A 21,938-nucleotide genomic window follows, 5' to 3' on the forward strand; every position below is an offset into this window, starting at 1 on the left:
CTTCCAGCTCTGCCACACAGCAATAAGCCGTTCATTCATATCCCTGATCAGGGATCCGTTGACATTAGTCCGGCGATAGAAAAATTGGAGAACTATATCTCAGATAGTAATATCTATCCTTTCAAATAGCCGAAAGACGTTGTCAGTGGCAACACATCCAATGCTCGCAACATCCGGTTATTTTGTTGCCACTGCCCTGGTGCGGCCATGACAAATGGCGGCAAAATACGGAGCATAGCTTCACATGTACTTTCTGCTTGAAATTGAGCCAGTAATTGCCCAATACACTGGTGTATACCAACACCAAATCCCAAATGTCGCTGACCGTCTTTTCTTCCCATAATAAAACGTCCTGCGTCATTGAATTGTTGCTCATCACGATTTGCTGCCCCGAGACAAAGTAATACGCTATCCCCCTCTTTCAGTGTTCTACCGTGGAACGATATAGGCTTAAGAACAGTACGGCGCGCCATTTGTAGAGGTGACTCATAGCGCATGGTTTCCTGAACGGCGAGTCGTATCAATGCCGGATCCTCACGGAGACGTTGTTGAAGGGTTGCATCCATTGCGACCTCCTGAATCAGGTTACCAATAAGCGCCTCGCCCGTTTCACTTCCGCCTATTATGAGCGTGATGCAATCTGTACTGAAGAAGTGCCTCAATGCATCGTGGTCTTGGTGATACCCTAATGAGAGGGCTGTAAAAAACAGCGATTCTCGGCCTGCAAAATGCATGTTCAACAACTGGTTGAAGAGATCATCTAATGTTTTCATTGCTTTCATCATCGATTGCAGGCTTGCAAATGTAATCTCACTGGGGTCCAACAATAGGCGGATACTTTGCTTTTCTTGAGCGATGACTTCCTGCTGTTCACTTGTCAGGTTAAGCCAAAGAGCAAAAGTGCGGGGCCAAATCAGATTGGCTAACTGCGTGATACCGTCAAATTGGTTGTTCCCCTTTAGCGCTTGAACAACCCGTATTATTTCCTCTTGAATCAGTTGCTTTAGTGATTGGTAGCATGTGCCGCTGAACAGTGACTGTAATGCCTTCCTATGCACATGGTGGGCATTTCCCTCCTTGAACAGTAAAGACCTCTGTAATAAGTCTTGTAGTGGTTGGTTTAGCATGATTTGTTGGCGCTGAAGCTCAGTCAGCACATGCTGTAGAATATCAGCGTTACCTAAGCGAGGTTCTTTCATCGCATAGCTGACATCCTGATAACGAGTGAGCACCCAAGTATGTCCAAGCCGCAAGATAGGCTGATGTTGTTGCATATGCTGATAGATTTGATACAAATTCTGAGAAAATGTTGGAGAAGCAGGGTTAAATCGTATCTTGTTTGCAGTTGCAATATTCATAAAAGTGCCTCTCTCTTCTGAGTTGAATGGTTATATCTATCATTATCAATACCCTGCACTTGACTCTTGCCGCCATAAATGTGCGGCTAACAGGGCTTTCCAGGGAGCGAAATTTGCCAGCCATTTTTCTGCTTGTTCCGCGGAAACTTTTTCATTTTGGTTGATTAGCCTCTGGATATTACGTCTTATTGCGACATCACCATGTAATGAACCGTTCAGGTAATTAAATCCCCGCAATAGGGCATAATTAATGGTCCACATACCAATGCCTTTTATCGCCAGCAGATTGTGTGTTAATTGTTGAATATTCTGTTCACTATCAGAGATTTCTAATGTTAATTCGCCAGATTCAATTAATTGACTTAAAAGGAGTAGCGCTTTGGCTTTGCTGACAGAAAACCCACATTGGCGTAATTCATCTTCTGAACGGTTGATTATTTGTCTGGGGGTTGGAAAGCACCATAACCCGGAAGAATGCGGGACCCCTATTGCCTGAATAAATTGCCTGCGAATGGATATAGCAGCACTGACGCTGATCTGCTGACCAATAATAGCCCAGCTTAATGCTTCAAATGGTGTTGCTGACTGATAAATTCTTAAACCTGATTGTCTGGAAATAAGTGAACCAATAATCGGATGTTCTTTATATAAAAGCTCAAATAGATGAACAGGTTGTAAAAGCCCTAACATATGAGAGGCTAAAGCCGGCAGGCGATCATCCGCATTTGCTATTGTGTCACCATCAATATTGAGTTGTATCTGTGCGATTGCCGAATCAATAGCTATGATTAATTCAGCCGGTTTTCCATCCCAGCAGATCCCTTTTCTGACCTGATTCTGTTCGACAATTTCAGCGATATTTTGTTTATCCCTTTGGTGAAAAGCGAAAAAATCGTGGGTATGATAATTATCGGGTAATGTGATTTTTGTTGATAAAATAGTTTTCATTTTAAAAATCTCAAATGTCACAGCAATTGTTTTTTCTCATATGCCAGCAGTACTTTTTTACGTTCAATCCCCCAACGATATCCCGATATTGAACCATCAGTACGTACTACCCTGTGGCATGGAATCGCCACAGCAAGTTTGTTGGCGGCACAAGCATTTGCTACCGCCCGAACAGCTTTAGGATTACCAAGGTAATCAGCTAATTCCTGATAACTTATTGTTTGACCCATTGGGATTTTCTCTAGTGCCAGCCAGACTTGTTTTTGGAATGTACTGCCTTGAATATCCAGGGGCAGGTTAAATCTCGATTTAGGCTGTGCAATAAAGCCGACGACGTAAGCCATCGTTTTTTCAAAATGACTGTCTCCACCAATCAGTTCCGCTGCGGGAAACATATCCTGTAGTTTATGGATAAGCTGTTCCGCATCATCACCCAAGGATATAGCACATATTCCTTTATCGGTCTGCGCAACAAGAATTTCCCCAAGGTGACAGGTGCCGATAGCAAAACGGATAGTATAGCCTTTGCCCCCTTTTTTATATTGAGAAGCGCGCATGCCTAATATATTTTCAGCCTTTTCATAAAAGCGGCTATTAGAGCCATATCCGGCATTGTAGATAGCATGAGTAACAGAATCTTTTGTTGCGATGAGGTTATGGCGCAGCCGTTTTTCTTGGTGTAAGTCGGCATATTGTTTGGGTGTCAGGCCCGTTTGTTTTTTAAAAAGCCGGTGAAAATGAAATTCACTGAGTTCAACCTGAGCAGCCAAGACTTTTAAACTGATAGGTCTATCTGATTCTTCAATTAATCGGCAGGCTTGAGCAACTTTTTGAATATTCTGCTCGTCAAGCGATTCTGAGTTTGGATGACAGCGTTGGCAGGCTCTGAAACCAGCTTGTTCTGCTGCCTGCCATGTGTCCTTGAATAGAATATTTTCAGGTTTGGGAAAACGGGCAGGGCAGGATGGGCGGCAATAGATACCTGTCGTCAATACGCAATAAACAAACGGAATATCGGGTTCAGGGCTTTTATTGAGAATGTCTTGCCAACGGGGATCATCTAATGTTTTCTTTGCCTGAGGGCATTTATCGCTTTTCATTACGTATCTCCAGGAAGTTGGCGTTGTAGTCATTATAGTTAGGAATTAAGGTAAGAAAACTCTGAACCTTGCTTTCAAATTTTAAAAATTTTCCTGACAGGAACAATATCGCCAGTTTGTGGTCTTTAATATGTCAGCTAAAGGAGAGATTAATGAAAGCATATGGTTTTAATTTACGACAGCGAATTCTGGCGTCTGTTCTGGTTTTTTTATGTTGCATAAGTTCTGTTTACTCAGATACGCATAAACAGTTTTTCCGTCATGATGGTAGTGAAATAACTTACTATCTCAAGCAAAGAGGTGGAAAAAACTTATTGGTACTGATACAAGGTTCTGATTGTAACAGTATCGCTAATAATAAATTTGTGAATGAGACATTCAGTGATATTTATCCGGATACTGATGTCTTAACTGTAGAGAAATATGGCATTAATGCCTCTCTCCCCTGGTCTGATGCGGTGGAACGTTCGGATTGTCCTAAGGCTTACATAAGATCAGATACGCCAGAACAGCGGGTAAAAGATTATATTCAGATTATTGGTTATCTAAAGAATCAAGATAAGTATAAGAAGATCATTGTTTTAGGGGGAAGTGAAGGGGCTATAGTCGCCAATTTAATGACATCACAAGTTAATTATATTGATAGAACGATTGCGCTGAATGGGGGTGGTCAGTATTTCGCTGATGATGTTATTCATAGTATGAAGAGTGAGGTCCCACCAGAGCATATCAATGAGGCTATTAAGGGATTTAGAGCGTTTCAGAAAGAAATACGTACCGATCATCATGTTGGTGAGTTGGAAATGAGTAATCATGGCGTTAATTGGTGGAAAGTCTCGCTCGGTATTAATCAATATAAAGTATTAAGTCAGACGAAAAGACCTATTTTGATTATTCAAACACTGAATGATAATTCCGTCAGTGTGAGTGCAGCTATAGAAATGGAAGCGCAATTAAAGAAAAATAATATTACCTTCTATCAATACCCGGGGCTAAGCCATAGATTTAAAGATAGAGAGGATGTTTTGCAAGTTACTCCTATCGTTGAAGACATCAGAAATTGGTTATCCAGGGCTTCTGGATAAGCGTTTGTGATTTAAAGGGTATTAGTCAGGCCGTTTTGTAATAAAGCGTGGTATAATTAATATTGATACCACGTTCTGATAGTATTATCTTGGGATTGTATTCGTTATTAATTCTATATTTATTTTGAGTCCAAAAAACTTATCTTACGACAGATAATTGTATTTAATGCAAAAATTAAATTAGATATAAATAACAAAATGGTCATTGATAGGCTGTAATCAATTTAATAATATAACAATTGCATGATCTTTATTTTATCTTCTTGTTATAATCACAGAGTGAGATGTGATATATAATATTGCCAATAAAACACTATATTATTAATTGCCCGCTTGTAATTCCCATGAAATATAATATTGAAATGTTATGAGCTATTTGTTGTTTGTTAATAAAATATTGATTTTAAATAATTAAATTTATTTTTGTATTTTATTGACAATACATTAATGGCATCTATAGTTATATGTATTAGATAAAGCGTTAATATGGCATCAAAAATGCTGTGTATATTATCTAAATGCTGGATAAATTCCTGATGGGCACTTATTTTCTAGTGGAAATGGTCACAATCTTATATTGCAAAAATGAATAGCTTATTGTCTGTATCCTGAAGTCATATAAGTTATTTATCAATTAGTTACATTAAATTTTGGAGTTTATATCATGATAATTAAGAAAGATATTTTGTTACATGAAGAGCTGCTTGTAGATGATGAACTGAAAGTGGGTAAAGTAGAGAAGGTCTTAGTTGATATTCTGTCACCCAGTTCAGTTATCGTTAGTCTGAATATTTTAGGCGTGGTTGAAGATTTTCATCTATTACTGGTTGATGGTGACAAAGATAAAGAGAAGATTGTGCTGCTCTATCTGTCTCTTTTACGTGTTCTTCATGAAAAATTAGATATAAAAGTAAAAGTCGCAAAAAGTAAGCTGGCGAAGCTGAAATATATAGTAGGTGTAGAGATTTAATAAGTATTTATTAAACCTCTGAATGAGTGCGTGAAATCACAGATTCTGTAGAATAATTTAGTTTGAAATATATAATCAGATAGAGCTGGTTTTATTCAAATTATAAATATGTTTTCTATTAGATGCACTTAGTCAAAGGCAGAATGGTGATATTATCGTTCTGCCTTTTTCTATTGGGATTTATCATTAGGGAATAATATAATAATATTTGGTGGATTCATATAGTCAGTGCAACATAATTCCACGATCAATACACCGATTATAATTTCTATGATTTATTTTTTAACTCTGTGATTGTACCAATAATTTTACCTTTTTAAGGAGGATAATAAATATCCAGGTAGATTATTATAATTTATACATGTAACTGTTAGATGTGGAAAAAGTTAATGATATATCAAGGTTATTGTGTGAAAGATCTGCATTTCTATTTTTTGTGACAATGTAGACGTATTTTTAAATTAAGCTATCACCTTTATTTGACAACGTATGAATGGCATCTATAGTTATATGTGTTAGATAAAGTATTAATGTAGTATTAAAAATGCTAACTACTATATCTGATGCGTAGGTGACCTATTAATGCATACTGATCTTATAGTAGAAGTGTCCTTTATCTTATATTCCACAAGTAAACAGTTTGTTGTTCTGTATCTTGGGTAATATAAATTTATTTATTACATTATGGAGTTTGAAATGAGCGAAATAAGTCTAGTGTTGAGTCAAGTATCATCTGTCGAATTTAATAATCAAAGCAAGCCAAGAGTTGTTGTAACTGTAACCCCACCGGGCCAAACGATGCCCGAGACAAAGTATGGTATATATTGGGAAGACGATAACGATCCTAAAGCCAATGATCATTCGTTAGTAGTTTATAACATATTGTTAGCGGCTATGTCTAATCGGAATCTTAATATATCAGGAAAATATGAGACCTCTACTACTTCAGGACTTGCCGGTATGATAAAAACTTTAACTATAAAATAAGCAATAATTAACTAAAAGCAGGCCAATAATATTATTGGCCTGCCTTCCTCTATTGGAATTGATCATTAGAAAATAAAACAACAATATCTCATAAATAAATTCAACTTTATTTATCCATGGTAATGTTTTATAAGTAAATAATAATGTGACAAACAATAACATGTGCTCTATTTCACAGTGCTTAAATCTAATGCCTTTACAAATTTAAATGTCTATATATTATTGTTGGCAGGTAAATTTATAGCGTCATTTTAGGTTTGTAAAAGCACGGTGGAATTATAATGTTGTTATCGTATATTATTACAGTGATTTAATGTTTCATGATGAAAAAATAAAATTTTTAACTGTGTATTACCGTTTTTAATAAAAACATTATAATTTATTTCTGGGTTTATTAAGCCTGACAAAATCATAGTCATTTAATTTTTCAAACTGTAGGGATGCGTAGAGCCATCATATTAGTCATTACTTCATATTTAAACTGAATTCTTTCTGAGAAGTCACCATTGATGGCGATAGGGTCGCAATTAATACAGTTGTTACAGTTTTAAGGCGACATAGTATTCAAATATCAGGAGACGACATGCTTGATTCAAATTTAATAGATAGTAACAATAAAATTTCTTCCCCAGTTAATTCTTTTAACGAATGGGATCCTCTTGAAGAGGTGATCGTCGGTGTTGTTGATGGTGCCAGATTCCCTTCCTGGCATATGTCTCTGGAGTCTGTACTACCAGAAAATCAAGTTGCTACTTTTCAACGGCATGCTGGCCGGTCATTTCCACAAGAGCAAATTGAAGCGGCTTCCCGGGAATTAGAAGAGTTTGTTCATATTCTTGAAAGCGAAGGGGTAACAGTACGTCGGCCAGAACCTCAGGATCAATCTCTGGTATTTGGTGCACCGGGCTGGAGCAGCACCGGGCTATATTGTGCAATGCCCCGTGATGTACTGTTAGTTATTGGTGATGATATTATTGAATGCCCGCTGGCGTGGCGCTCCCGCTATTTTGAAACGGCGGCCTATAAGACTTTACTTAAAGATTATTTTAAACAGGGCGCGAAATGGAGCTCTGGGCCAAAGCCACAGTTGATCGATGAACAATATAATTTCGAATGGGATCAACCTAATGGCAAGGATCGTGTTCCTCTTGCTGTGACCGAGTTTGAACCGACATTTGATGCTGCGGATTTTATCCGGTGTGGGCGCGATATTATTGCGCAAAAAAGCCATGTCACGAATGAATTTGGTATCGAGTGGCTTCGCCGTCATTTAGGTGATGATTATCGTATTCATGTTTTTGAATTTAATGATGATAGTCCTATGCACATTGATGCCACATTTGTTCCTATGGCGCCAGGGAAACTATTAATTAACCCGAAAAAGGTGTTAAAAGTTCCTGAGCTGTTTAAAGGATGGGATGTGCTGCATGCGCCTGAACCGGTTATTCCTGACAACCATCCTCTGTATATGACCAGTAAATGGATCAACATGAATATTCTGATGCTGGATGAGAAGCGGGTAATTGTTGAAAAGCAGGATGAACCCATGATCGCGGCGATGAAACGTTGGGGCTTTACGCCGATTCCATGTAATTTCAGGAATTTTAACTCCTTCGGTGGCTCCTTCCATTGTGCAACAGTGGATGTAAGGCGACGCGGAAGTTTACAGTCTTATCTTGGCTAGGAGAGTAATGATGGCTATCTGGAAATATTCCTCTTGGGATGCAGTCATGTTTATATTAAGCATTTCGCATACGGTAGCCACGGTTACACTCGTCATGTATTGGGATCATTTCACTATTATGGGGTGGTTAGTCAACATTGTGCTTCTTACCCTGATGACAACTTACAACATAATAGTGATATCGCATTTTTTCACCCATACTCCCTGGTTCGTTTCTCGTGTAATGAATGGGTTTGTGTCGATACTGAATTCAATGAATATTGGGCAGTCTGTACAGTCTTATCACTTGTCCCATGTTCGTAATCACCACAAATATAATAACGATCGGGGAGTAGGTGAAGGCGGACCTTTGGATACCTCTTCTACCTTTATAAATGGCAAAGAAATTGGGGAGCATAGTACTCTTTGGAACTATTCTGTCCTTGGCGCAGCATCTACCTTTTATAGTAGTTTTGTGCGTATGTGCTGGTCTCTATTTATCTGGCACAAACCACTTAGTAAAGCTGATAAAGGGTATGAAAAACTTCTTTCTAATGCCAGAACCAGTAAAATTAAAGAGTTATGGCAATTGAGGTTAGATAGATTGTTTCAGGCGGTGTGGATTATTATCTTATTCACTTTGTCCTGGAAGTGGGCTTTGTTTTGTTATTTACCTTCTCTCTATTTTGCCTTTGTCCTGGTTAATATTCAAAACTACTACGAACATTATGGTGCACAGCCGGAGAACAGATTTGCAAACTCAGTGAGCTATTATGGACGTGTTTATAATTTATTCATGTTTAATGATGGCTATCATCAAGAGCATCATATCTCAGGTGGCACCCATTGGAAGCTGTTACCTGATTTACGCAGGAAATATTCAACCCAACTCTCTGCGCAGAAGAGGATTATTAGTCCCGTACCTGCGATATTAGGTTTTTTACATAGGCGTAGATCTCTGCTGCACAGATTTATAAGGCAAAAATAATCCTGGTTAATCAGGACAGGTTTGATGGATAGCCCGACGAATTTACTATTGGGGAGTCTGTTATGATGCAAGAAAGATCCGGCATTAGAGGAACAAAGCTGGCAGAATCAGAATTTACTGTACACGAAACGTTGAACGATATATCAATGGATGCGGTTGCTGATCTTTTGAATGGTCACCTTGCGGCTTGTCGAGTTCGTCATTTTCTTCCACCAGAACAAAGAAAGAAAATAGTTGAAAATTTTTGGCGTTCTCCAGCTCGCACTCCCCGTTACGGCAAAGGTATTGATGGTGTTGAAGGGTATTTTATTGGGGCATCTCATATTGAAAAAGATACCCGTCAATATATAGAAGAAGCAGAAAATTTCCGTCCGGCAATTGATGAGATGTTTCAGGATACGATCAATCCAATGGATCATTTCATTGAGCAAGTAACTCATTTTAGTGGTAATAACTCACAGGTAATGCGTCCTGCTATGTATCATGGTGTTGCTGCGGGAAATGCAAAAATTGTGTATTGGAATAACTTCGGTGAATTCCTTTTATTACCTCATGATGATCTTGCGCAGTTGAGTGATCCACGCCAGAGTGATTTTGAGATCCAACAAATTAATCGTGTCATGGCGGTAAATTTTTACGCTGACGTTCCTCAAAAGGGCGGGCAATTAAAAGTATGGAACATTCAACCCGATGACCAATCACGTCGTGCCCTTGGTTTAACTTACAGTGGTTTTCCATATCCATCTGAATTATTGGAAGATCATGCAAGTATGGTGATTAATATCGAGGCGGGAGATTTGGTATTGTTGAATGGGAATTTAGTCCATGCGGTATTGAATGGTAATGCTACTTCTTCACCGGAACGACGTTTGCTGGTGACCTGTTTTATGGGATTACAGCAAAATGGTGATCTTATTTGGTGGACATAGGTGTGTTCATGACGTTGAAAATTTTTCATGTCTATTTGACCATAGTGGAATATTCGTCTACATTTAGAAACGACTAATGTAAGTGTTAGAAGATGAAGACAATGCTATTACCCGCATGCACACTGATTTCACCTGCCAGGTTAGTATTAGCCGAAGCATATGTGTGCATGCGTTTTGTTTTCATTTCTCCTCCTGCTCCACCCCCACCCCCGTTATTATCCATAACTGTGTAATATGCCCATCTTTGAGAGAGGGTTTATATTCAAGTGTTGCCAGATTTGGCTGGCTGCGTTGGTTTGAGTACGTTAAATGTCAGACAGGTGTAAATTCCTATGATTTCTAAAGCTCAATGGATCTCTTATAGCTCGACTTTGCTGTTTGTCTTATTGTGGAGCAGTGGTGCGATTTTTTCTCGATGGGGACTTGATCACAGTACCGCATTTGCCATTCTCACGATGCGCTTTGCTATTGCGCTTATTTTTTTGATATTTCTGGGATTATTATTCAAGCGTAATAGCCATTGTTTGCCTGTTCACGGCACACGCAAGCAGATAGCCGGTACCGGTGTTTTATTAATTGGCGGCTATTCTATTTGTTATTTTTTTGCTTTGGATAACGGGATCACGCCTGGGGTTTTGGCGACAGTGATGGGAATTCAACCAATTATCACACTGCTGGTGATCGAACGCCGTTTTTCGATTGTACGTTTAGCGGGTTTATTATTAGCGTTACTGGGCTTGATATTAGTGGTGTATCAAAGCCTGGTGTTGTCTCGGTTTTCCTTTGCAGGTATTACTTTTGCCTTAGCAGCATTGGTTTGTATGAGCTTTGGTGCGATTTTACAGAAACGAATTCATCAAGCGCCTTCAGTGGTTTTACCTCTGCAATATAGTGTTAGCTTACTGCTTTGCTTACTGTTTGTTCCTTTCCAGCCTTTTGAATTTCAACTGGTGCCTGGTTTTATTATTTCATTATTATGGCTTGGGTTAGTGATTTCCGTTGTCGCTCAACTATTACTTTACCGGCTTATTCAGCGTGGTAATTTGGTGAATGTAACAAGTTTGTTTTATCTTGTTCCTGGTGTTACCGCCATAATGGATTATTTATTTTTGGGAAATTCGTTACCGGCTCTAAGTCTGCTGGGTATGGCTGCTATTTTGTCAGGACTTGTATTGGTCTTTCGTACCAAGAAAATATCTCTTTCCACTCAATAAAGCTATGTCGCCGGGTCGCAATTAGCCCGGCAATAGCCTTTTCCTTGATGCCATTATTAGTTCCAAAATAATTGCCAATATGATTTCGCTGATCTGGATGAGTGCCCGCAGTCACTTTGTATTGCTCCTTATATATTAAATGATAATGGCTATCACTTGGATATTGACTATTTCCGTCTTACAGTATTGCTCGCATGCGTAATCTAACAGACTGCATATATATGCTCTGTTTTTATAACCTTGAAATAAGGAAATTAATGATGGAATCGGCTATATCTACAGATAATATTAAATTATTTATCGATGAAATAAATAAATTGGTTGATATTGAAAATAAAAAAAAGGGTGGCGCCCTCGCGGTTGCTATCACCCACGGAAATGAAACAATTTATCAGCGCTATATTGGGCAAGCTAGTTTTGAACATGCAGTAGCTGCACATTCCGGAACTAAATTCTATTTAGCAAGTGCTTCAAAACAATTTACCGCTTTTTGCATTGCGTTGTTGGAAAAAGAAGGAAAGCTCTGTGTCAATGATAAGGTTAGACAATATTTGGATTATTTACCCACAGATTTCTCTGACATTACCATTGCACAGCTTATCCACCATATCAGTGGGTTACGGGATGAGCTTTTGCTTTATAATCTGGCGGGTAAAAATACAAATTTTGACCACAGGAATATTGATTTAGCGAGCAAGCTAATTCAACGGCAACAAGTGCTTAACTTTACTCCGGGGGAATACCATCTGTATTGCAACACGGGCTATAATCTGCTGGGGGAAATAGTCAAAGTGGTTTCAGGTAAATCACTGAGAGAATATGCAGAAGAAAATGTTTTTGCCCCATTAAAGATGAAAGATACCAGTATCTATGATGACGCCTCCGAGATTATCTTTGATCGGGCAATGGGTTATTCCTATAAAAATGAGTCGAATCAGTGGATAAGAGATGACCTCAACGATTCGGTGGCCGGTGCAGGAGCCGTTTATTCTACGGTGAATGATTTATGTCGCTGGATTAGAGCGTTTTATTCGCCATCTATTGTTCAGGATCTACTGCCTCAGTTATCCCGCACGCCACATTTAGCCAATGGCAATATTAGCAATTATGCTTACGGTCTTATTATTAACCAACGTGAAGGACAAAAGATAATACAACATAGTGGTCGCTACGTTGGCTTCAGAGTCAATGTTTACATGTTGCCTGATGCCAAATTGGGTATTGCTATTACTACCGCAACGGATATTGATGTTGTTAAACTGGTTGATCAATGTCTTGATGTATTGTTCAATCCTGACGGTACTAAACCAGAAAAACAGCCTTGCCGGACCAGTAATGTCGATATTACCGGTATTTTTAGAGGAGTGAAACCCTATCCTTATATTATTACCAAAGAAGATTCATATTTATTGGGTGATTTATTGAAAAAAGGTAACCCGATTATTTTTAACCATGATGGTACATTCCAAGAGGAGGGCGGTAAAGACCGATTCAGACCTATCATTAAAAATGATCGCGTGATAGCACTGGAGCAGACTGATGAAGATAGAAATACTTTTTATTTAGATAAGAAGATTGATGAAGGTAGTATCGATATTCGGCGGTTATCAGGGAGTTATTATAGCCATGAAGCAGAGGCGATTCTTACTATCGCAGCTTCTGGCGATGGAATTTATATTGATGGAATTATCTATCCTGAAAAAAAAGAAGTCTTACAGTGGATTTTCGGGAATGTTTATTTCTCTCCCAGCACTGAATTCGTTATTGATTTTGAATTAGACTCTAACACGAATAAACCTCACCTTTTTATCAGTAATTCACGTTGCTGGAAGATAGAATTTGTCCCGGTTTAATTGGCATTGTTGCCAATAAAATAAGAATTGAGAATAGTGTTTTTATGGCAGGATGGTGTGGATTTTATTGGGATCCTAAAGATATTATCTACCAGACTGCATCTGTATACCCTGTTTGTATAACCTTAAAGTAAGGAAATTAATGATGGAATCAAATATACCTACAAATAATATTAAGTTGTTGCTTGAAAAAATAAACGAACTGGTTGATATTGAAAATAAGAAAAATGGTGGGGCCCTTGCTGTTGCTGTCACTCATGGAAATAAAACCATTTATGAGCGCTATATTGGGAAATCCAGCATTGAATATGCAGTTGCTGTACATCCCAGAACTAAATTCTATCTGGCGAGTACTTCAAAACAATTCACAGCTTTTTGTATTGCCTTGTTGGAGAAGGAAGGAAAGCTTGGTGTCAATGATAAAGTAGGACAATATTTGGATTATTTCCCTGCTGGTTTTTCTGATATTACCATTGCGCATCTTATTCATCATACCAGCGGGTTACGGGATGAGTTTTTGCTTTATAGTTTGGCGGGTAAAAACGCAGATTTTGATCACCGTCGTATTGAGTTGGTGAGGAAACTGGCTCAACGGCAACAAGCGCTTAATTTTACTCCAGGGGAATATTTTCTGTATAGTAACACGGGCTATAATTTGCTGGCGGAAATAGTCAGAGTGGTTTCAGGTAAATCGCTGAGAGAATATGCCGAAGAAAATGTTTTCACCCCGTTAAAGATGAAAGATACCTTTTTCTATGATGATGTGACCAAGATTATCTTTGATCGGGCAATGGGCTACGCCTATGACGAGAATTTGAATCGGTGGAAAAGAGATGATCTTAACGATGCCGTGGTCGGGGGGTCAGGGCTTCATTCTACGGTGAATGATTTGTGCCGTTGGATGAGAGCGTTTTATTCGCCATCCATTGTTCAGGATCTATTACCTCAGTTATCCCGGACGCCAGATTTAACCAATGGTAATCGTAGCAACTATGCTTATGGTTTTATTATCAACCAACGTGAGGGGAAAAAGATAATACGACATGGTGGTAGTTATAGTGGCTTCAAATCAGAAGTTTTGATTTTGCCTGATGATAAATTAGGGATTGCTGTGACTTCTGCAACAAATACTGATGCCTTTCAATTTATTCAACAGTGTATTGATGTATTGTTTAATGTCGACGGTACTAAACCAGAAAAACAGACTTGTCGGACCAGTAATGTTGATATTACAGGTATGTTCAAAGGAATAGAACCTTATCCTTATATTATTACCAAAGAAGATTGCTATTTATTAGGTAATTTATTCGAAAAAGGCAACCCGATTATCTTTAATTCTGATGGTACATTCCAAGAAGAGGGAGGACAAATCCGGTTTAGACCTGTCATTGAAGATGACAGTGTTATTGCACTGGAACAGATTAATGAAGATGGCAATGTTTTTTATTTAGATAAGAAGATTGATAAAGGTGGTGTCGATATTAAGCAGTTATTAGGAAACTATTATAGCCATGAAACAGAAGCGACTCTGACTGTCGCAGCTTCTGGTGATGGGATTTATATTGATGGTGTTGTCTATCCTGGAAAAAAAGAAATTTTACGGTGTATTTACGCGAATAGTTATTTCTCACCAAGCACTAAATTTATTATTGATTTTATATTTGATCCTGAAACGAATAAGCCTGATCTCTATATCAGTGATTCACGTTGTTGGAAGGTGAAGTTCGTCTCAGTTTATTGATGTAGTTTCTGATAATGGTTGATGGACTTCAGTGCATTTTCCCTTGGAAAAGGAAAGAAGCAAGGTAATAGTAACTAACCGCCCTTCCTGAAAATGCACTTATTAGTTTAGCCGAATCCATTTGTTATTAATTATCCAAGGTGTTAAGAATTCATTTCTTCAATAAAGCAACTTCATCCGCATTTTTCTGGCACAACAGAGTAAGGTTAGTAATAGAACGGGTAAGATGATCTATAATACTCTCCAGCTTTTTAATATCCATTTCCAGTTGCTTATTTTTTATATCCAATGCACTTATTTTTGTCAATTTAGCATATAATTGCTGACCATTCACCGCCTCCGTACTGTTACTGGAAATATCCCCGGCAGCAACATTCACAATCTTACGTTGATTACCCGGTCTTCCTACAGAAACAACATTCGATTTGCTGGCAACAGAATTTGCACCTAATGCAATGCTCCCACTTGCTGTTACAGAGGTGTTTTGGCCAATCGCAATTCCCTGAGATGCACTAACATTAACTTTTTGCCCCACGATAATAGAAGACGAAGAGTTGGATCTAGAGTCTGATCCTAATACAATACTTCTACTTCCTGTTACAGAGGCGTTTTGACCAATCACAATTGCCTGAAGCCCACTGGCAGAAACCTTTTGCCCCAGAGCAATAGAAGACGAGCCGCTGGATACAGAGCCTTCCCCTAATGCCACACTCGCATTTCCTGTTGCAGAGGCGTTTTGGCTAATTGCTACTGCCTGACTCCCCCTGGCAATGGCTTTTTTCCCCAGAGCAATAGCAGCCGAACCGCTGGATATAGAATCTGATCCCAATGCCACACTCGCATTTCCTGTTGCAGTGGAGTTTTGACTAATTGCTACTGCCTGAACCGCACTAGCAACAACCTTTTGGCCCAGGGCAATAGACGCTGAACCACTGGATACAGAATCAGCGCCAATCGCAATTGGCCATATGATTTTGTCATCCTGATCCTCTTTTCTACCCGCCAGTTGATTTTGCCCAATAGCAATAGCGGCCTCACTAATTGATTTAGAAACTAGTGGTGAAGCACCAATTGCTATAGCGTGTATTGCTGGTGCTTCTGCATTCCCAACAACAACTGAATCTTTACCAACTGTTTGATCAGTTGTATTCATATTCTCTGTAGACATATATACCTCTTAATTTAGAAATTAAATTATTATAACTTATTGCTAGATTAATAATCTCAGTAATATAATTTAGTATTTTTCATTAAAAATAATCAAATAATACATAATAATTTTTTTTCAAATTTTTCATCATGAAATATTAAACAAACTTAACGATAAAATACCACTATATCCTCCCCTCTTTTTATGCGAGCCTAAATTAACACTGCAATCGTTAAGTTGAAACATTATACGAAAAATTAAATTTGTAAACAAATTAAAATTATGTGGCTATGAAATATATTTCGTGGGGTTTATTTAATGTATCAAACAGCTTAATTAACTATGATAACTTGTTGAGCCAGTTAAATGAAAACTAACCGACACTATGTTATTTGTATATATTCCATTACCCTCAAAACAACTATTTATATAATTTACCCAAGTAAATGCAGTTAGTATGGAAAACCGAAACTTATTCTTACTTATTAGAAAACAGAGAACTTGCCAAAATTTTTCTGCCGTTAGAAAATTAATTAAAATAATAAAGTAAAGTTTTATTTAAATATCCTGACAGGTAACATTAATGTGGATAAATATAAAAAGTAACCCTTTATAGGGTTACTCATAAATATATCCAGTAACTTTGGTTTATTGTTTTTTCTCAAAAAATGCGCGTTTTAAACCTAATTCCAGCCCACGAAATTCTGCCAAACCTTTTAATCGGCCAATACAGGAATAACCGGGGTTCGTCTGTTTTTTCAGATCATCAATTATTTGGTGACCGTGATCAGGACGCATTGGGATCAAGCGGTCATCTCCGGCTGCTTTGCGGCGATATTCTTCACGCAGGATTTCCATCACCACACTATACATATCTACATCACCTGCCAGATGAGCGGCTTCATGAAAAGTTTTACTGTTTTCTTCCCGTTGGGTGGAACGCAGGTGAGTAAAATAGATCCGGTTGCCGTAGCGCTGAATCATCTCAACGAGATCATTATCACCACGAACGCCGTAGGAACCGGTACACATCGTGATGCCATTAGCTGGGCTTGGTTCAATGGTTGTCAGCCATGCAATATCTTCAATAGTGGAAATGATACGTGGTAAGCCCAGAATAGGACGAGGTGGATCATCCGGGTGAATTGCCAGACGTAAACTCTGTTCTTCACACACAGGAATAATCTGGTGCAGGAAATAAGCCAGATGCTCACGCAGTTTATCGTGGCTAATATTTTTGTAGAGATCTAATTGTGCCTGAAATGCTTCCAACGTATAGCCTTCTTCGGCGCCCGGTAGACCGGCAATGATATTAGCAGTGAGTTTATCAATATCAGCATCAGACATATTGTCGTAATAGACTTTTGCCTGAGCTTGTTCTTCAATGGTGTAATCGGCTTCTGCGCCAGGGCGTTTGAGGATGTGGATCTCAAATGCGGCAAAGGCAATTTGATCAAAACGCAGGGCTTTAGAGCCATTAGGGAGTAGATACTCAAGGTCAGTACGTGTCCAGTCCAACACTGGCATGAAGTTATAACAAATGGTGTCTATGCCGCATTCAGCCAGATTTTTCAGCGAAGTTTTGTAGTTATCAATCCATTGCTGATAGTGACCTGTCTGAGTTTTAATTTCTTCATGAACAGGCACACTTTCAACAACCGACCAGATAAGCCCTTTATTTTCGATTAGGGTTTTACGGGCCAGGATTTCATCTTTGCTCCAAACTTGCCCGTTAGGAATATGGTGTAATGCGGTGACGATACCCGTTGCACCAGCCTGACAGATATCATCTAAGGAAACAGGGTCATTTGGGCCGAACCAACGCCAGGTTTGTTCCATTATTATTTACCTTTGCATAAATTCAGAATGAAAAACAGCCACCAGAATAACTGGATATAAAAACGTATTTATAAATTATCCTGCTGAATTAATTACGCTTCTTTGCTATTTCAAAGGGATATGAATTAAACAGATAACCATCGAAATAGGGATCATCAATATCAGACAATTCCAGCAAACGTAATTTCACATTCTCCAGGTGTTGCCACATTGCCTGTTTGGCTGCCGCCGGATCTTTCTTGATCATGGCGGCCAAAATGATCTGATGATCATGCAGCCATTCTTTACGGTAATCTTTGTCGGTGATTCGGCTATGGAGTTTTAGCCACATGGGATTATTTTCCCGCCATGCCCAGGATTGTTTAAGTAGTTCAACTAACATGCTGTTATGTGTCGCTTCCGCAATTGCCAAATGGAATTCTCTGTCGCCGGATTCATCTTCACCGGCAGCCAAATCTTCCGACTCTCTTTTCAGTGCCCGGCGCATATTAGCAATATCGTTGGGTGTGACTTGCATTGCGGCAAATTCAGCAATATTACTTTCCAGTAATTGACGAGCCTGTAATAGTTCAAAAGGTCCTGCCGCGTTGACTGAGCATGAAGACGACGACACGTGAGGGAGGTTAATAATATAAACCCCGGAACCTTTGCGAACTTCAATCAGGTTTTCCAGTTCGAGCATGATCAAGGCTTCACGGACAATGGTTCTGGAAACCCCTAATAAATCAGCAAGCTCTCGCTCTGGTGGTAAACGATCCCCGATACGATATTGCTGGTTGGCAATCATCTGCCTTAATGAAACGCCAACTTCTTGGTAAGGGCGTTTTGGCTCAAGTAAATGCTTCATCACATCGCTACCATTACGATAATTATTATTGTATTGCATAGATCATAGTCAAAAACAGGAATTGGTCAACCAAAAACGCCACTTAAGGGTGAAGGCCGTTTGATCTTCACCAGGGATGATTATCTTACTGCGCGAATGCGTTCTACCATACGGTAAAGCATTGGATCAGTTTTCTTGATGTTGTCGTACATAGGTTTGACGGCTTCTTCAAACGATTTTTTATCAACATCAACAAACTTGACCCCAATTTTTTCTGCGTTCTGGCGCTCCTTCGCTTCTGATTTTTCCCATAGCTTCGTCATGTATTCCGAAGAGTTGGCTGCCGCGTCCATGAGGATTTTTTGTTGTGCTGATGACAGTTTATTTAGCGATTTATTAGAAATCACCAAGACATCCGGCACCATAGTGTGCTTATCCAGTGAGAAATACCTTGCAACTTCACTGTGACGGCTCAGGTTGAAAGAGGGAATATTGTTCTCTGCGGCATCCACGACACCCTGTTGCAGAGCGGTATACAGTTCGCCGTAAGCCAGTGGTGTTGGGTTACCGCCCAGGTTTTTCACCATTGAAATGGCAGTTGGGCTAGGTTGTACCCGGATTTTCATGCCTTTTAAATCCGCAGGAGTGCGAATCGGCTTTTTGGCGTAAAAGCTGCGTGCACCGGCTTCATAATAGGTTATACCGACAAACCCGCTGTTTTTGCTGGAAGCGAGGATCTCTTTACCAATCTCACCGTTTTTGATTTTTTCGTAGTGTGCTTTATCACGGAACAGATAAGGTAAATTAAAAGCAGAATAGTCAGGCGTAAACGCTTCCAATTCCGCAGCATTAGATTTGACTAAATCCAGCGCCCCATTTTGCATCAGCTCCATCGATTCCCGCTGGTTGCCCAATTGTGCATCTGGGTAGATCCGAATACGAACATCACCATTTGTTTTTTGGCGAACTTCATCAGCAAACTGAGTCATTGCCTTGTGTACTGCGTGATCGCGGTTATGGTTATGACTGAGTTTTAATGTTGTCACGGCTATGACTTGTGATGCGCCTAAGGCGAACATCGCGCCGATGACAGTAGATAAAACACGCTTAGAATTGTTCATTGTTCGTTCTCCAATTGCTGTAAATAGGTTACGGGCACAACTGAACTGACGGTCAAACCATAAGCACTACTTTGGCTTTCGTCAAAAAGTAAAAACTATTTGGTTGACCAAGATCCCAAAATAACCCGGTTTTTTGGTCAACCAATCAGTTTGTGATCCCGCTCACTGGATGTTTTTTTGACCTGTATCTTATAATCCGGGTGACGTAAAGTTCCCTTTGCTTATTTTGGTCAGGCAGTTTTCTAACATCTGGTCAACCAAACATGGCATCCGGTAAAGGCCAATAAGGATAAAGCCCCATGAAAAACCTTGTGGATTGCATCAATAAAGGTTTGGCATTTTTTACCATCTGCCTTTCCACTTTTTTGGTGTTTTGTGTCACATGGCAGGTGGTTTCCCGCTATGTGCTTGGTACGCCGAGTACGGTAACGGATGAACTTGCCCGTTATCTGTTCATGTGGGTCGCCATGATTGGCGCGGCATATACCACAGGCCAACACCGTCACTTAGCTATCGACCTGTTAATGATGAAACTTAAGGGGACAGGTAAAAATATTGTGGGTTTGGTGATACAGGCGGCGATAGCGTTGTTTGCTGCGGTCGTATTGGTGTATGGCGGATCGGTACTGGCTATCTCAACGCTTGAAACCGGGCAAATCACACCGGCGTTAGGGTTACAAATGGGATATGTCTACTTATGTTTGCCAATCAGTGGAGTGTTGATGATTTTCTATGTGCTGGCAGACATCGTTTCTCTGATTCAGAATTTTTCAGGTAAAGACACTGCGGTTTCTGAAAGTCATTAACATCACCAGACAGAAGAGGATGAGCTTATGGACTGGCAAGTGGTTTTAGCTTTGTTTGGTAGCTTTGCTGTGTTGTTAGCGCTTGGTATACCGGTATCCTTTGCGATCAGTTTGTCGTCATTACTGGCAATTATGATGACGTTGCCAATGGAAGCGGCAATTACTGTTGTCGCTCAACGTATGGCGGTGGGTGTCGATAATTTCTCTTTACTGGCGATCCCGTTTTTTATTCTGGCGGGAAATATTATGAATCAGGGGGGGATCGCTGCCCGGCTGATTAATCTGGCAAAAGTCATTGGTGGCCGTTTGCCTGGCTCTCTGGTTCACGTCAATATTATGGCGAACATGTTTTTCGGGGCGATTTCAGGTTCAGCGGTGGCATCGGCTGCGGCAGTCGGTGGAACGATGGCGCCAATGCAGAAAAAAGAGGGCTATGAGCCGGAATATTCTGCCGCTGTCAACATTGCTTCCTGTCCTGCTGGTTTGTTAATCCCGCCCAGTAATACCTTGATTGTTTATTCACTGGTTTCTGGTGGTACATCGATTGCTGCCCTATTTCTGGCAGGTTATATTCCCGGCATTCTGATGGGGGTATCCCTGATGATGATGGCGGCGATTATTGCCGGACGCCGTAATTATCCGGTATCGCCAAAGCCGACATGGAACGAGTTTTTTACTACCCTGGTTCGCGCCTTGCCTTCCCTGATGCTGGTTGTGGTCATTATGGGCGGTATCATTGCCGGTATCTTTACCGCGACAGAGGCTTCGGCGATTGCGGTGTTGTACAGCTTTGTTTTAGCAATACTGATTTATCGTGAAGTCAGTATCACTAAACTGCCAAAAATCATTCTCGATTCTGCTGTGACCACCTCGATTGTTCTGCTGCTGATTGGTGCATCAATGGGCATGTCATGGGCAATGGCGAATGCTGATTTGCCCTATTTGATCGCTGATGCGCTGATGGAACTTTCTGAAAATCCGCTGGTTATTCTGCTGGTTATTAATCTCATTTTGTTGTTGGTCGGGACCTTCATGGATATGACTCCGGCGATTCTGATTTTTACTCCAATTTTCCTGCCGGTGGCACAGAATATGGGGGTTGACCCGGTACACTTCGGTATCATTATGACTTTCAACCTGGCGATTGGTATCTGCACGCCGCCGGTAGGGAGTGCGCTGTTTGTTGGCTGCTCTATCGGTGAGGTCAGCATTAATAAGGTACTGAAGCCTTTGGTGCCTATGTACTGTGCTTTGATTATCGCTCTGATGCTGGTGACCTTTATGCCACAACTGAGCTTGTGGTTGCCTCAGATGTTACTGAGTTACTGATTATTCAGATAATCTGCGTCGTTAAAGGAAT

Annotated in this window: 18 protein-coding genes; 11 read left to right on the forward strand and 7 right to left on the reverse strand. The window is 39.9% G+C overall.

Features of this window, described 5'->3' with window-relative positions; genetic code table 11:
• Positions 1-113: 113 nt before the first annotated feature.
• The 3 genes from ACGF63_RS05555 to ada are packed head-to-tail and all read right to left on the reverse strand — an operon-like array spanning position 114 to position 3,406.
• A complete protein-coding gene (locus ACGF63_RS05555) occupies positions 114-1,358 on the reverse strand; it encodes a cytochrome P450 (protein WP_387629370.1) in 1,245 nt (414 codons plus the stop codon).
• Between the two features lie 45 nt (positions 1,359-1,403).
• On the reverse strand, positions 1,404-2,306 hold the full coding sequence (locus ACGF63_RS05560) for a DNA-3-methyladenine glycosylase family protein (protein ID WP_387629372.1): 903 nt from the start codon (positions 2,304-2,306) through the stop codon (positions 1,404-1,406).
• Positions 2,307-2,323: 17 nt separating this feature from the next.
• Positions 2,324-3,406, reverse strand: coding sequence for a bifunctional DNA-binding transcriptional regulator/O6-methylguanine-DNA methyltransferase Ada (ada, locus tag ACGF63_RS05565; protein WP_387629375.1), 1,083 nt, complete (start codon positions 3,404-3,406; stop codon positions 2,324-2,326).
• 152 nt (positions 3,407-3,558) lie between these two features.
• Between ada and ACGF63_RS05570 the strand changes: the two genes are divergently transcribed.
• The 9 genes from ACGF63_RS05570 (at position 3,559) to ACGF63_RS05610 (ending at position 14,836) form a co-directional block, all read left to right on the forward strand.
• Positions 3,559-4,491: an alpha/beta hydrolase family protein gene (locus tag ACGF63_RS05570; RefSeq protein WP_387629377.1), complete on the forward strand. Its 933-nt coding sequence runs from the start codon at positions 3,559-3,561 to the stop codon at positions 4,489-4,491.
• Between the two features lie 664 nt (positions 4,492-5,155).
• The gene (locus ACGF63_RS05575; RefSeq protein WP_036846393.1) at positions 5,156-5,461 is read left to right on the forward strand and encodes a hypothetical protein; all 306 of its coding nucleotides are present in this window, start codon (positions 5,156-5,158) and stop codon (positions 5,459-5,461) included.
• 696 nt (positions 5,462-6,157) lie between these two features.
• Positions 6,158-6,448: a hypothetical protein gene (locus tag ACGF63_RS05580; protein WP_387629380.1), complete on the forward strand. Its 291-nt coding sequence runs from the start codon at positions 6,158-6,160 to the stop codon at positions 6,446-6,448.
• A gap of 583 nt (positions 6,449-7,031) precedes the next feature.
• Positions 7,032-8,132, forward strand: coding sequence for an amidinotransferase (locus ACGF63_RS05585; RefSeq protein WP_132353624.1), 1,101 nt, complete (start codon positions 7,032-7,034; stop codon positions 8,130-8,132).
• Between the two features lie 7 nt (positions 8,133-8,139).
• Positions 8,140-9,099 carry a fatty acid desaturase family protein gene (locus ACGF63_RS05590; protein ID WP_387629383.1) on the forward strand — a complete coding sequence of 320 codons (960 nt, stop codon included), beginning with the start codon at positions 8,140-8,142 and terminating at the stop codon, positions 9,097-9,099.
• A 62-nt stretch (positions 9,100-9,161) separates the two neighbouring features.
• Positions 9,162-10,028 carry a hypothetical protein gene (locus tag ACGF63_RS05595; RefSeq protein ID WP_387629386.1) on the forward strand — a complete coding sequence of 289 codons (867 nt, stop codon included), beginning with the start codon at positions 9,162-9,164 and terminating at the stop codon, positions 10,026-10,028.
• Between the two features lie 332 nt (positions 10,029-10,360).
• Positions 10,361-11,242 carry a DMT family transporter gene (locus ACGF63_RS05600; protein ID WP_132353626.1) on the forward strand — a complete coding sequence of 294 codons (882 nt, stop codon included), beginning with the start codon at positions 10,361-10,363 and terminating at the stop codon, positions 11,240-11,242.
• 257 nt (positions 11,243-11,499) lie between these two features.
• Positions 11,500-13,095 carry a serine hydrolase domain-containing protein gene (locus tag ACGF63_RS05605; protein ID WP_387629389.1) on the forward strand — a complete coding sequence of 532 codons (1,596 nt, stop codon included), beginning with the start codon at positions 11,500-11,502 and terminating at the stop codon, positions 13,093-13,095.
• Between the two features lie 142 nt (positions 13,096-13,237).
• Positions 13,238-14,836, forward strand: a complete 1,599-nt coding sequence (locus tag ACGF63_RS05610; protein ID WP_387629392.1) for a serine hydrolase domain-containing protein — start codon at positions 13,238-13,240, stop codon at positions 14,834-14,836.
• A gap of 151 nt (positions 14,837-14,987) precedes the next feature.
• On the opposite strand, the gene ACGF63_RS05615 is transcribed toward ACGF63_RS05610, so the two are convergent.
• From ACGF63_RS05615 to ACGF63_RS05630, 4 genes are all read right to left on the reverse strand, one after another.
• Positions 14,988-16,004: a hypothetical protein gene (locus ACGF63_RS05615; RefSeq protein WP_387629394.1), complete on the reverse strand. Its 1,017-nt coding sequence runs from the start codon at positions 16,002-16,004 to the stop codon at positions 14,988-14,990.
• 630 nt (positions 16,005-16,634) lie between these two features.
• Positions 16,635-17,825: a mannonate dehydratase gene (gene uxuA, locus ACGF63_RS05620; RefSeq protein ID WP_036846380.1), complete on the reverse strand. Its 1,191-nt coding sequence runs from the start codon at positions 17,823-17,825 to the stop codon at positions 16,635-16,637.
• Between the two features lie 88 nt (positions 17,826-17,913).
• Positions 17,914-18,672 (reverse strand): FCD domain-containing protein, encoded by a 759-nt coding sequence (locus ACGF63_RS05625; protein WP_387629552.1) that lies wholly within the window; start codon positions 18,670-18,672, stop codon positions 17,914-17,916.
• A gap of 119 nt (positions 18,673-18,791) precedes the next feature.
• The gene (locus ACGF63_RS05630) at positions 18,792-19,772 is read right to left on the reverse strand and encodes a TRAP transporter substrate-binding protein (protein WP_387629396.1); all 981 of its coding nucleotides are present in this window, start codon (positions 19,770-19,772) and stop codon (positions 18,792-18,794) included.
• Positions 19,773-20,071: 299 nt separating this feature from the next.
• Here ACGF63_RS05630 and ACGF63_RS05635 point away from each other — a divergent pair, with 299 nt between their 5' ends.
• Both ACGF63_RS05635 and ACGF63_RS05640 read left to right on the forward strand, forming a co-directional pair.
• Entirely contained in the window at positions 20,072-20,578 is a 507-nt protein-coding gene (locus ACGF63_RS05635; protein ID WP_132353642.1) for a TRAP transporter small permease, read from the forward strand.
• 27 nt (positions 20,579-20,605) lie between these two features.
• Positions 20,606-21,907 carry a TRAP transporter large permease gene (locus ACGF63_RS05640; protein WP_387629400.1) on the forward strand — a complete coding sequence of 434 codons (1,302 nt, stop codon included), beginning with the start codon at positions 20,606-20,608 and terminating at the stop codon, positions 21,905-21,907.
• Positions 21,908-21,938: the final 31 nt, after the last annotated feature.

Source organism: Photorhabdus sp. RM322S (genome assembly GCF_042879395.1).
GTDB lineage: Bacteria > Pseudomonadota > Gammaproteobacteria > Enterobacterales > Enterobacteriaceae > Photorhabdus > Photorhabdus khanii.

Bases quoted from the DNA above. Each gene is read 5' to 3' on its own strand.
- ACGF63_RS05555 (WP_387629370.1), bottom strand. From the start codon at position 1,358: ATGAATATTGCAACTGCAAACAAGATACGATTTAACCCTGCTTCTCCA.
- ACGF63_RS05560 (WP_387629372.1), bottom strand. From the start codon at position 2,306: ATGAAAACTATTTTATCAACAAAAATCACATTACCCGATAATTATCAT.
- ada (WP_387629375.1), bottom strand. From the start codon at position 3,406: ATGAAAAGCGATAAATGCCCTCAGGCAAAGAAAACATTAGATGATCCC.
- ACGF63_RS05570 (WP_387629377.1), top strand. From the start codon at position 3,559: ATGAAAGCATATGGTTTTAATTTACGACAGCGAATTCTGGCGTCTGTT.
- ACGF63_RS05575 (WP_036846393.1), top strand. From the start codon at position 5,156: ATGATAATTAAGAAAGATATTTTGTTACATGAAGAGCTGCTTGTAGAT.
- ACGF63_RS05580 (WP_387629380.1), top strand. From the start codon at position 6,158: ATGAGCGAAATAAGTCTAGTGTTGAGTCAAGTATCATCTGTCGAATTT.
- ACGF63_RS05585 (WP_132353624.1), top strand. From the start codon at position 7,032: ATGCTTGATTCAAATTTAATAGATAGTAACAATAAAATTTCTTCCCCA.
- ACGF63_RS05590 (WP_387629383.1), top strand. From the start codon at position 8,140: ATGATGGCTATCTGGAAATATTCCTCTTGGGATGCAGTCATGTTTATA.
- ACGF63_RS05595 (WP_387629386.1), top strand. From the start codon at position 9,162: ATGATGCAAGAAAGATCCGGCATTAGAGGAACAAAGCTGGCAGAATCA.
- ACGF63_RS05600 (WP_132353626.1), top strand. From the start codon at position 10,361: ATGATTTCTAAAGCTCAATGGATCTCTTATAGCTCGACTTTGCTGTTT.
- ACGF63_RS05605 (WP_387629389.1), top strand. From the start codon at position 11,500: ATGATGGAATCGGCTATATCTACAGATAATATTAAATTATTTATCGAT.
- ACGF63_RS05610 (WP_387629392.1), top strand. From the start codon at position 13,238: ATGATGGAATCAAATATACCTACAAATAATATTAAGTTGTTGCTTGAA.
- ACGF63_RS05615 (WP_387629394.1), bottom strand. From the start codon at position 16,004: ATGTCTACAGAGAATATGAATACAACTGATCAAACAGTTGGTAAAGAT.
- uxuA (WP_036846380.1), bottom strand. From the start codon at position 17,825: ATGGAACAAACCTGGCGTTGGTTCGGCCCAAATGACCCTGTTTCCTTA.
- ACGF63_RS05625 (WP_387629552.1), bottom strand. From the start codon at position 18,672: ATGAAGCATTTACTTGAGCCAAAACGCCCTTACCAAGAAGTTGGCGTT.
- ACGF63_RS05630 (WP_387629396.1), bottom strand. From the start codon at position 19,772: ATGAACAATTCTAAGCGTGTTTTATCTACTGTCATCGGCGCGATGTTC.
- ACGF63_RS05635 (WP_132353642.1), top strand. From the start codon at position 20,072: ATGAAAAACCTTGTGGATTGCATCAATAAAGGTTTGGCATTTTTTACC.
- ACGF63_RS05640 (WP_387629400.1), top strand. From the start codon at position 20,606: ATGGACTGGCAAGTGGTTTTAGCTTTGTTTGGTAGCTTTGCTGTGTTG.